Raw genomic sequence first — 11,636 nt, forward strand, 5'->3', positions numbered from 1 at the left:
TCTATTTATAAATTTATTCTCGTAATTAATTACCAGGAAATTCCGCTTTTCTTTTTTCAAGGAATGCAGTAGTACCCTCTTTAAAATCTCCCGTTCCGAAAGATTCTCCGAATGCTTTTATCTCTGCATCATAACCGTTCACGCCATCTTCAAAATTAGCGTTGATCGCTTTTATAGCCGCTGATATGGCAACTGATGAGTTCTTCATTATTTTGGTTGCAATCCCTTTAGCAAAGTCAAGCAGTTCCGCCTGAGCCACTACATGGTTTACAAGTCCGTAAGCCTTAGCTTCTTCCGCATTAATCATGCCTGCTGTCATTATCATTTCCATGGCACGGCCTTTACCCACAAGCTGCGGCAAACGCTGCGTACCTCCATAACCCGGGATTACCCCAAGCGATACTTCCGGAAGGCCCATCTTAGCATTGTCTGAAGCTACCCTGAAATGTGCCGCCATGGCAAGCTCAAGGCCGCCGCCAAGTGCAAAACCATTAACCGCCGCAATAACAGGAGTTGAAAGGTTCTGTACAAGGTCAAACAAAAGTTCCTGACCTAATGCAGCAAGCTTTTCGCCCTCTTCAACATTAAAATCGGCAAATTCAGAAATATCCGCACCGGCAACAAATGCCTTTTCTCCGCTTCCGGTAACAATGATAGTCTTAACGCTTTTGTCAGCATCCAACGCCATAAAAGCCGTATTAAGTTCGGTAATTGTAGCCCTGTTAAGCGCATTAAGCTTTGTTGGCCTGTTGATGGTAATTATCGCAAGACCATTATCCTGTTCTGTAAGTATGTTTTCGTAATTCATTATTATATCTGTTTGTTGTTTGTCTCTTCTTCGTTACCCAGGGCAGTTGTTATTGGCAGTGTAACCAGGAATTCAGTACCTGCTCCCAACTGGCTTTCAAAGGTAATTGTACCGTGGTAATTTTCCACAATATTTTTTATGATTCCAAGTCCAAGACCCATTCCGCTGGTCTTGGTAGTAAATTTCGGCTCAAAAATACGGCGCTTATTTTCCACGCTGATTCCCTTACCATTATCTTTTACCGAAATTTTTGCCATCTCGCCTTCGCGGAAAACCCTTACCTCAACCAGCGGGTTGTGTTCCTCTTCAGGGATTGCCTGAGTCGCATTTTTCACAAGATTGGTAATGATACGGATAAGCTGTGTCCTGTCCATACGGGTAATGATATATGGCTCATCGGCATGGTAGGTAATATAGGGCTCGTTGAAAATTTCAAGAGCCAGCTGCACGATCTTCACCACGTTCAGGGTTTCATTCTGCTGTGCGGGCATCGAGGCAAAGCTCGAGAATGCCGATGCTACCGAGCTCATTGTATCTATTTGTTGTATAAGTGTCTTGGAATATTCGTCAAGCTTAAGTTTGATGTCAGGATGCTGTGGGTCGAACTTGCGCTGGAAACTTTGTACCGTCAGCCGCATTGGCGTAAGCGGATTCTTGATCTCATGGGCAACCTGTTTTGCCATTTCGCGCCATGCCTGTTCCCTTTCGCTTTGGGCAAGCTTTGTGGCGCTTTCGTCAAGGTCTTCTACAAGGTTATTGTAGGCATCTACCAGCAGGCTTATCTCCTGTGGCGTGTCGCCCATATCCAGTTTTTCATTCACTTCGCTAAGGCGTGTTTCTTTTAATCGGTCAGATACCTCCTTGATGGATTTAGTAATATAACTCGACAGGAAGTAAGCAATAATGATCGAAATGAGCAGCATGAACGAATATACCTGCGCAAAGCGTATAAGGAAATTATTTGTCTCTTTTTCGTAGTAGCCGTCGTCTTCTATATACGGCAGGTTCAAGATGCCCAGCGGTTTGAACTTAGTGTCTTTTATATAGCTGTAAGACGATCGGAAACGTTTGCCATCTTTTACCTTAAAATCGACATACCTTTTCTCGGCAGTGGAGCGCAGCACTTTCAGGATAGATTTAGGAATATTCATCGCCACGGTATCTACCGAAAATGCCGATTTAGACGATTTCAGCAAATGCCCGTTAAGGTCATAGATATTGATTTCCATACCATGTATGTTCGCAAGCTCATGAACGCGCTCGCGGAAGATCAGCGGAAGGTTTTCGGTATTTAAAGGATAGGTGGTATTGGCAAGAATGTAGTTGATGTGCTGCTTGATGGCAGCTTCTTTGCGTTCCAGTCGGTCCTGGTGGTAGTCTTTGGCTTCTTTCCTGAACTGATATATGCTCACCGCGGCAATAAGGAGCGATGCGACAAGGGTAATAAAGATCATGGACAGGAAAATCCTTGTCCGCAGTGACCAGCGCTTTATCTTAAACTTTTCTTTCATTAAGAGTTATTTTTCTCCCTTATGCGTTTGTAAAATTTATAGCCCAGCATCAGCAGTATAGAGAATACAATGATCCCCACAACCCCAAATATCCAGTTGATAGCGCTTTTTAGTATTACTAAGAACACCACAGCAAAAAGTATGATGGTGGCACCTTCGTTCCAAAGGCGCATAAAGCCTGTGCTGTATTTTACCTCATCCCGCTGCAATTGCTTCAGGATGCTGTGGCATTTAAAATGGTACAGGAACAACAGGAATACAAATGTAAGCTTAACGTGCATCCACGGTTGCTGCAGCCATTCGGGCATAAGGCATAACAGGATAACAGCAAAGATAGTCGCCAGCACCGCTGATGGCCAGGTAATGATATACCACAGCCTGTAGCTCATCAGCTTGTATTGTTTGATAAGGATTTCTTTCTCAGGAGAAGGCTTGTCATTAGCCTCTATATGGTACACAAACAGCCTCACAATATAAAACAGCCCGGCAAACCAGGTGATGACAAATATGAGGTGCAGTGATTTTATGTAGTTGTAGTATTCCATTTATTCTTCATTAACATGTTCGGCCAGTGCCGATTTTAAAAATATGCCCGTTACTATGGTAGAGAGCACATCGGCAATGGGAAAAGCAACCCATACCCCAAAAATACCAAAAAACTGCGGCAATATAAGTACCAGCGGTATCAGGAAAAAACCCTGTTTCGACAGCGTTAGCATTAGCGCTTTTTTGGCCTTGCCTGCCGCCTGAAAATAGGCAGCACCTATAAGCTGTACCGCAATGATGGGCGATGCCGCAAATACCCAGCGCAATGCACCCGGCGTATCGCGTATTACATCAGGGTCAGTAGTAAAAACTGCTGTTATGGGCTTTGCAAAAACCAGTATCACAATGAATATAAGTATGGCCAGTCCGCCTGCATATTTTATGGATAGCGAAACCGATTCGCGTACCCTGTCATGGTTGTTGGCTCCGTAATTATAACCAGCCACCGGCAAAAAGCCTTGTGTGATTCCCAGTACGGGAAAGAGCGCAAACATAAGCATACGGCTAATGATGCCATAAACCGTTACGGCATGCTCCCCTCCCTGCGCAAACAGTGTATGGTTCAGTATTACGGCCAGCACACTGATAACGCCCTGCCTTGCAAAGGTTACAAAACTGAGCGAAGTGATCTCTCCTGCTATCTTCTTCTGCCATGCAAAATGTTTCCATGTAAGGCGCAGCTCGCTTCGGTAAATAAAAAACCAAAGGATATAGGCAAAGCATAAAACAAAAGAGGATGCCGTAGCCACAGCCGCCCCAAACACGCCCCATCCGAGTATTTTTATAAAAAGGACATCCAGAATTATATTCGAAAAAGCCGATATGATCATTGATATCATAGAGTGTTTCGATTTATCTTCGGCACGGATAACGCTGTTGCCCATCATGCTCAATGCCTGGAAAGGTACTGCCAGTAATATGGGGAAAAAGAATTCGCGCGCAGGCTCTGTAATTTCTCCATTCGACCCGAAGGCGTAAAGTATCTCATCTCCAAAAAACAGGCCTAAAACCACAAATAGTGACGATAGCCCAAAGGTCATCATGATCTGGTGGGCAAAGGTGACAAGTCCTTTCTCTTTATCCTTTGCACCCAGTGCACGCGAGAGTACCGAGCTTCCGCCCGTGCCTATCGCCATGCCCAGCGACGAGATAAAAAAAGTAATAGGCATAACTACCGATAATGCAGCTATAGCCATTGACCCGATCCAACGGCCTACAAAAATGGTATCTATGAGGATATTGACCGTCATGAACAATATGCCTATAGACGCAGGTACCGACTGTTTTATCAGCAGGCCCTTAATATCTTTTTTTGCAAGTTCGCGGGATGATATTTCCATTAAGCTACAGGAATTTCAGCATGAGCCCATTCATTAATCCAGTTGCTTACAACACCTATCCACTCTTCATTATCATTCAGGCAAGGCACTGCAAGGAATTTTTCACCGCCATGCTCTTCAAAATCTTCTTTGGCACGCATAGCAATCTCTTCAAGAGTTTCAAGGCAGTCCGCTACAAAAGCCGGCGTTACCACAGCAAGATTCTTTATTCCTTTAGGAGGCATCTTGTTGATTTCGATATCGGTATATGGCTCAAGCCATTTGTCACCGGCAAGGCGTGACTGGAAGGTAAGCGAATATTTATCTTCAGGAATACCCAATTGCTCTATCACTAATCGTGTTGTTTCATAACACTGGTGGCGGTAGCAAAAAGCATGCGCCGCCGACGGTGTTACGCAACAGGTATCATTTATTTTGCAATGTGATTTGGTTACATCAGTTTTTCGTATGTGGCGTTCAGGAATACCGTGGTACGAGAACAGCAGGTGATCATAATCAAATCCCTCTAATGATCTTTTAATGGAATTTGCCAGTGCCTGGATATAATCAGGCTTATTGAAAAACGCAGGAACATCGGTAAAGGTCATGTGTGGGAATTTCTTTTTCCTGATCTCTTCTGCCAATACCAATATCGTAAGCGTAGAAGCCATAGCATATTGAGGATACAATGGGAAAAGAAGCACCTCGGTAATACCCTGATCAGATAATTCCTGAAGTCCCTGCTCTATTGATGGCTGGCCATAACGCATAGCAAGCGCTACAGGCAATTCTGTTTTTTGCTGTACTTTTTTATGCATTCTTTCAGACAGCACAATAAGCGGTGACCCTTCTTCCCACCATATTTTCTGGTAAGCCTCTGCAGATGCTTCAGGCCTTTTACGAAGAATGATACCTCTCACTAATAAAGCCCTTAACAGGAATGGAACGTCAATCACATACTTATCCATTAGAAACTCATCAAGATAAGGTTTTACATCTTTTGCTGTCGGGCTTTTTGGGGAACCCAGATTTACTAGTAGTACTCCTTTCATCACTTTATTCTTTGTTTGCTATTGGCCTTAAGCGGTTCACAAAAACCGTGCGAAAGGCAATTTGTTTTGTTGTTTTTTATTTTTTTCAGGAACCTTTCTCTAACCTGCGAGGTCTTCGAGACCTTATAGGTTTTTGATAAGAATCCCATTTACACCTACAAGGTTTTAAAAACCTTGCAGGAACTTACTCAAATGCGATATAACTCTAAACCTTCTCGTTACTACTCATCAGATACTTCTTAGGCGTGGTGCCAAATTTTTTCTTGAAGGCAGATATAAAATGGCTCGCAGTACTGTAGCCTATTTTTAGCCCCACTTCATTTACATTATAGGTGCCGCTGTCAAGCAACTTGCGTGCATAGTCCATCTTATAGTCAAAAAGGAAGCTGTACACGCTGTCGCCATAGATCTGTTTGAAGCCCATTTTCAGTTTTTTCAGGCTGATGCCCACTTTGTCGGCAAGCTCTTCGAGTCCGGGCGGTTCGGCCATATTAGCGATCACGATGTCTTTGGCCTTGCGTATCTTTATTACATTCTCTTCATCTACAAGGAAGGGGCATGACTCTGTATTGGTGTCTTCGGCACGGTTAAAATAAAGGCTCAGCAATTCATACACCTTACCTTTAAAATAGAGTTTCTTAATGGATTGGTGCAGATTGAAATGGAACATCTGACTTAACACCACCGCCATCGACGGATTTATTTTTTCATCCTTGTAATATTTCTTATCAATATTATCGGTACTCAAAAACGGAATATGGTCTGCCTGTTCTGAAAAGAATCCATGGAATTTTTTAATCGATATCAGTACCGATACTACCCAGCTGTGCGGAGCGATTTCCAGGTGAACCGGAAGTTCTTTTTGTGGGTTGTACAAAAACAATGATACCTCCTCACGAAGGTCGAGTGCATAGCGGCCCTGGTTGAAAATAAACTTGGCACGGCCCTTTATGCCAAAGTGAAATTGTATGAGGTCTGTCCCTACTTCCCTTTCATAATGAGAGGTTTCATCACTGTCGTTCTGGAAACGCAGCACTATGAAATCATCCTCAATGTTAATTTCCTCATGAGAACCCATAGCGGTATTTTTTTATGCCAACTACAAAAAATTAGCTTGTCTTTATTTAGAATAATTCTAAACTATATTTTTGCAATGTGCTGATTTTATTGCAAATTTAGATTAATTGGGCAAATAAATACATTTTCGTGCCAAAAATTCCCACAGCGATACAAAAAGGACTTTGAGCGTTACTTTTTAAAAAACGTTCACAATACTTTTGTAGAACTTTTAGGATAAGTGAGCACTATGGAGAACAATAACATATCAAGGCATCTTTATTTTTACGCGGTGGGTCTCAGTTACAGGAAAGCCGATGCCGAGATAAGGGGTAAATTCAGTTTGGGCAATACAGCAAAGACCGCTTTGCTGCAGCAGGCAAAACAGGAAGGCATTGAGAGCCTTGTTGTTATTTCTACCTGCAACAGAACCGAGATATATGGTTATGCCCAACACCCTTACCAACTTATAAAATTACTTTGCGATAACAGCCAGGGCACCGTTGAAGAATTTCAGCGTGTAGCCTTTGTATATAAAAATGCCGAAGCAATAGACCACGTGTTCCGTGTAGCTTCAGGTCTTGATAGCCAGATATTGGGTGACTTCGAGATCATCAGCCAGATCAAAAACGGCTTTAATGAGTCAAAATCTTTTGGACTGACCAATGCTTTTATAGAACGCCTTGTAAACAGCGTTATTCAGGCAAGCAAAAGAATTAAGAATGAAACTCAGTTGAGTTCAGGCGCAACATCGGTATCGTTTGCATCGGTACAATACATTATGAATAATGTTGCCGATATACAGAACAAGAATATACTTCTTTTTGGCACAGGCAAAATAGGCCGCAATACCTGCGAAAATCTCGTTAAGCACACCAAAAACGACCATATTATCCTTATCAACCGTACACGCGAAAGAGCGGAACAGGTCGCGGGGAAGTTTAACCTCATCGTTAAGGATTATGACCTTCTTCCTTTAGAAGTGGCCAAAGCCGATGTACTTGTAGTAGCTACAGGGGCACCTATGCCTACTATAGATAAAGACATACTGGACATAAACAAGCCATTGCTTATACTTGACCTTTCTATACCTAAAAATGTGCATAGCGACGTTAACGGGATGGAAGGGGTAACCGTAGTACATCTTGATGACCTCTCTAAAATTACCGACAGCACACTGGAAAACCGCAAAAAGCACATTCCTGCTGCCGAGGCCATTATCGAAGAAATTAAGGCCGAATTCAGCGACTGGACCTCAGCCCGCAAATTTGCCCCAACTATAAATGCCCTTAAAGAAAAGCTTAACACCATAAAAGATACCGAGCTTAACTTTCAACGCAAAAAAATAAGTAATTTTGATGAAGAGCAGGCCGAGATCATCAGTCAGCGCATCATTCATAAGATTACGACACATTTTGCAAATCATCTTAAAGACCGCGATACCATGGTAGATGAAAGCATCGAATGGATAGAGAAGGTTTTTCAGATCGAAGCTTCAACCAAATGAAAAAACCGATACGAATAGGTACCCGCGACAGCGAACTTGCCCTTTGGCAGGCCCACACCGTGGAGAGAAAGCTGAACCAGCTAGGGTATCCCACTAAAATTGTTGCCGTAAAATCTACCGGCGACATTATCCTTGACGTTCCCTTATACGAACTTGGCATTACTGGTATCTTTACCAAGACCCTTGATGTTGCCATGCTGAAAGGCGAGGTAGACATTGCCGTACATTCCATGAAAGATGTTCCTACCGCACTGCCTATTGGAATTGTACAGGCTGCCGTTTTGGAACGTGCCAATGTAAACGACATCCTTGTTCATAAGGGTAGTCTTGATTTTCTTCACGATATGGGAACAATAGCAACGGGAAGCCTTCGCCGACAGGCACAATGGCTGCATCGCTACCCTAACCATACTGTAACCGACCTTCGCGGAAACGTGAATACGCGTTTACAAAAACTTAAAGACAACGACTGGAACGGAGCTGTATTCGCTGCTGCCGGACTGGAACGCATCAACCTGCTGCCGGAAAACCATATTGACCTTGACTGGATGATACCTGCCCCAGCACAGGGTGCGATGGTAGTCGTTGCTATGGAGAAAGACCTTTACAGCCGTGAAGCTGTTGAAAAAATGAACCATGTGGAAAGCGAACTCTGCACGCGCATAGAACGCCAGTTCCTAAGAACTCTGGAAGGTGGCTGTACTGCGCCGATAGGGGCTTTGGCAACCAACTTTGACGGCGAGATACGTTTTGAAGGTGTGTTATTATCTATAGATGGTAAAGAACGCATACATATAGAGAAAGTTATGGGTACTGATGATGACGCCGCTGAATTTGGAATTCGCTGTGCCAATGAAGTGCTAAACAACGGAGGTAACGAACTGATGGCCAAAATTAAGGCCCAGCTAAAAAAATAATGGAAACTGTCCGTGTACTGTCTGCCAAAAAGCTTTTGGCAAACCAAAAGCAATTCCTGCTCAATGCGGGACTATCAGTAATAGAAGCCGATTTTATCTCGGTAAACCTGAAAAGTTTTGAGATTGACACGGCCAACGACAACCTGATATTTACCAGCCAGAATGCGGTAATTAGCTTTCTGCACAATCGTAAGTCGGCACAGCTGAAAGACAACGGGATATTTTGCGTAGGCATAAAAACCAAAGCCGCCCTGGAACATTACGGTTATAAAGTAACAGTTTGTACTGATTATGCAGAGGAACTAGCCAAAACTATTACCGAAGGTTATACCAATGAAAGTTTTACATTTTTTTCGGGTAACCTGAGAAGGGATACCCTTCCCGAAGCGTTAAAAGCTGCCGGAATTGAGATGAACGAGATACAGGTGTATGAAACCGTACTCTCACCGCACAAGATAAACAGCAAACTGAATGGCATACTCTTTTACAGCCCAAGCGGGATTGAGAGTTACCTGAAGGAAAACAACATAGGCAGTGCAGTGTGCTTTTGCATAGGCACCACAACCGCCGAAGCGCTTAAAGGCATTACAGAGAATATCGTGATTGCCAATAAGCCCACACTGGAGAACGTGATTGTACAGTGTATAAATTATTATAAAAAACCGTGACTCCTGCAAAGGTTTCAAAAACCTTGTAGGTGTGTCAAACATATTGTAATACTAAAACCTACAAGGTCTTGAAGACCTTGCAGGTTGAAAACAAAAACAAAAATGAGCATTAAAAACGACCTTTTCTTAAAAGCATTGCGCAACGAGACAGTAGAGCGCCCACCGGTATGGATGATGCGCCAGGCAGGCAGGTATTTACCTGAATTCCGTGCATTGCGCGACAAATATGATTTCTTTACCCGCTGCCAGACTCCAGAGCTTGCTGCCGAGATAACGGTACAGCCTATCCGTATCGTGAAGCCGGATGCAGCAATCCTTTTCTCTGACATCCTTGTGGTACCACAGGCTATGGGTATTGAAGTATTGATGAAAGAAAACATAGGCCCGTTTTTGCCAAACCCTATACGCACCGTACAGGATGTAGAGAAAGTTCGCGTTCCGGACATTCACGAAACCCTTGGTTATGTAATGGATGCCATTAAGCTGACTAAAGAGATGCTGAACGACGAAGTGCCGCTTATCGGTTTTGCCGGATCGCCATGGACCATCTTCTGTTATGCGGTAGAAGGAAAAGGCTCAAAAAGTTTTGATACTGCCAAAGGTTTCTGCTTTTCGCAGCCGGAAGCAGCACACGTACTGCTTCAGAAAATAACCGATACCACTATCGCTTACCTTAAAGAAAAAGTAAAAGCAGGTGTAAATGCCGTGCAAATCTTTGACAGCTGGGGCGGTATGCTATCGCCTGTAGATTACCAGGAATTCTCATGGAAATATATGAACCAGATTGTTGAGGCACTGGCAGAAGAAACTCACGTTATCGTGTTTGGTAAAGGCTGCTGGTTTGCGCTGAACGATATGGCACAAAGCAAGGCTTCGGCACTTGGGGTAGACTGGACATGCTCACCGCGCAATGCCCGTTACCTTTCGGGAGGCAGGATTACACTTCAGGGTAACTTTGACCCGTCAAGGCTGCTTTCGCCAATACCAACCATCAAAAAAATGGTTCACCAAATGATCGACGAGTTTGGCAAAGACAATTATATCGTAAATTTAGGCCACGGCATACTGCCTAACATTCCGGTAGACCATGCCAAAGCGTTTATTGATGCTGTGAAAGAATATAAATAGTATTCAGTTGGGAGTAGCAGTTGGCAGTTCCACTCTGACTGAATACTGATCACTGACCACTGCAAACTAAAGATTATGCCCCTAAGCTTAGGACTGCGAGACGAAGAGAATGAAAGGATAAATAACATCCTGAATAAGTTAATGGAGCTAGCTTTTGTTCCTGAAGGATGGCTGAAGGATGAGGCACAGCCATTGCTGACGCAACTGGGCTTATCGTATGAAAGCCTTGATGCCATGAGCGGAACTGAGCTTACGGAGCACATAACCAAATTCCATTTTGACTTTGCCAACATGGAACGCCTTGCCGATATGCTGGCTGCAAATCCTGCTTTTAAAGAAAAGGCTATTGCCCTCTATAATTTTACGCAGGCCGAAAGCAAAATGTTCTCGTTTGATATTTTTAATAAGATAAACGGATTTAATAAATGATTGCGCAAGCCGATAATATCAAGATGCTAAAGATTGCCAAAATAGGATTTAAAATAATATTTATTGGCTTTTACTATTTCTGGCTTTGTAAAGTGTTGGCATTTTATTGCTTCCCTCAAGAGATTACTAATGGATGCGCGAGGGGATGGCTAACTGTTATCATTTATCCATTCATCACAGTCGCATTAAGCATTATTTATATTTTTCTGATTTATTTATATTCTAAAATAACCAAAGAGGATACCTCTCTACTATATAAGCTCGTTTTATGGCCCCTTGGTATAATTGTAATGTTGGTTAGCTTATTTTCCTAATCCGGATATATATGCCTCCACATCACTGAATAAAGATTAACAATGAAAAATAAATTTTACCAATACATACAGCAGTTGCAGGACACGATCACTTCAGGACTTGAAGCGGTAGATGGCACTGCAAAATTTCGTGAAGACATTTGGGAACGCGCCGAAGGCGGTGGAGGCCGTACCCGCGTGATTGAGAACGGGGCGGTAATTGAAAAAGGCGGCGTGAATATCTCTGCCGTTCATGGGCCATTGCCAAAAGCGATGCAGGCCTATTTTAATGTAGGTGATGTAGACTTTTTTGCCTGTGGACTAAGCCTTGTCATTCACCCGAAGAACCCCTTTGCGCCTACGGTGCATGCCAACTGGCGTTATTTTGAAATGTATGATAAA

General features: G+C 43.2%; 12 protein-coding genes. 6 read left to right on the forward strand and 6 right to left on the reverse strand.

Features of this window, described 5'->3' with window-relative positions; genetic code table 11:
* Positions 1–25 precede the first annotated feature (25 nt).
* The 6 genes from ACX0HA_RS16945 to ACX0HA_RS16970 form a co-directional block, all read right to left on the reverse strand.
* Positions 26–808, reverse strand: a complete 783-nt coding sequence (locus tag ACX0HA_RS16945; protein WP_458846495.1) for an enoyl-CoA hydratase/isomerase family protein — start codon at positions 806–808, stop codon at positions 26–28.
* A 2-nt stretch (positions 809–810) separates the two neighbouring features.
* Complete coding sequence (locus ACX0HA_RS16950) at positions 811–2,319, reverse strand: ATP-binding protein (RefSeq protein WP_458846496.1); 1,509 nt, start codon at positions 2,317–2,319, stop codon at positions 811–813.
* Positions 2,319–2,864: a CopD family protein gene (locus ACX0HA_RS16955; RefSeq protein WP_458846497.1), complete on the reverse strand. Its 546-nt coding sequence runs from the start codon at positions 2,862–2,864 to the stop codon at positions 2,319–2,321. Before ACX0HA_RS16955 ends, ACX0HA_RS16950 begins: the two co-directional genes overlap by 1 nt.
* The gene (locus ACX0HA_RS16960) at positions 2,865–4,205 is read right to left on the reverse strand and encodes an MATE family efflux transporter (RefSeq protein WP_458846498.1); all 1,341 of its coding nucleotides are present in this window, start codon (positions 4,203–4,205) and stop codon (positions 2,865–2,867) included. It abuts the gene before it with no gap.
* Positions 4,205–5,236: a ferrochelatase gene (gene hemH, locus ACX0HA_RS16965; RefSeq protein ID WP_458846499.1), complete on the reverse strand. Its 1,032-nt coding sequence runs from the start codon at positions 5,234–5,236 to the stop codon at positions 4,205–4,207. The genes ACX0HA_RS16960 and hemH overlap by 1 nt, the downstream gene beginning before the upstream one ends.
* A 205-nt stretch (positions 5,237–5,441) precedes the next feature.
* Positions 5,442–6,314 (reverse strand): helix-turn-helix transcriptional regulator, encoded by an 873-nt coding sequence (locus ACX0HA_RS16970; RefSeq protein WP_458846500.1) that lies wholly within the window; start codon positions 6,312–6,314, stop codon positions 5,442–5,444.
* Between the two features lie 228 nt (positions 6,315–6,542).
* On the opposite strand from ACX0HA_RS16970, the gene hemA reads away from it, so the two are divergent.
* From hemA to ACX0HA_RS17000, 6 genes are all read left to right on the forward strand, one after another.
* Positions 6,543–7,799 carry a glutamyl-tRNA reductase gene (gene hemA, locus ACX0HA_RS16975; protein WP_458846501.1) on the forward strand — a complete coding sequence of 419 codons (1,257 nt, stop codon included), beginning with the start codon at positions 6,543–6,545 and terminating at the stop codon, positions 7,797–7,799.
* Positions 7,796–8,716, forward strand: a complete 921-nt coding sequence (gene hemC / locus ACX0HA_RS16980; RefSeq protein ID WP_458846502.1) for a hydroxymethylbilane synthase — start codon at positions 7,796–7,798, stop codon at positions 8,714–8,716. The genes hemA and hemC overlap by 4 nt, the downstream gene beginning before the upstream one ends.
* Positions 8,716–9,384: a uroporphyrinogen-III synthase gene (locus ACX0HA_RS16985; RefSeq protein ID WP_458846503.1), complete on the forward strand. Its 669-nt coding sequence runs from the start codon at positions 8,716–8,718 to the stop codon at positions 9,382–9,384. Before hemC ends, ACX0HA_RS16985 begins: the two co-directional genes overlap by 1 nt.
* 102 nt (positions 9,385–9,486) lie before the next feature.
* On the forward strand, positions 9,487–10,512 hold the full coding sequence (gene hemE / locus ACX0HA_RS16990; protein ID WP_458846504.1) for a uroporphyrinogen decarboxylase: 1,026 nt from the start codon (positions 9,487–9,489) through the stop codon (positions 10,510–10,512).
* Between the two features lie 75 nt (positions 10,513–10,587).
* Positions 10,588–10,941 carry a hypothetical protein gene (locus ACX0HA_RS16995; RefSeq protein WP_458846505.1) on the forward strand — a complete coding sequence of 118 codons (354 nt, stop codon included), beginning with the start codon at positions 10,588–10,590 and terminating at the stop codon, positions 10,939–10,941.
* A gap of 356 nt (positions 10,942–11,297) precedes the next feature.
* Positions 11,298–11,636, forward strand: a 339-nt coding sequence (locus ACX0HA_RS17000) for a coproporphyrinogen III oxidase (protein ID WP_458846506.1), incomplete at its 3' end; no start/stop codon positions are given.

The organism is Flavobacterium hauense (assembly GCF_054457175.1).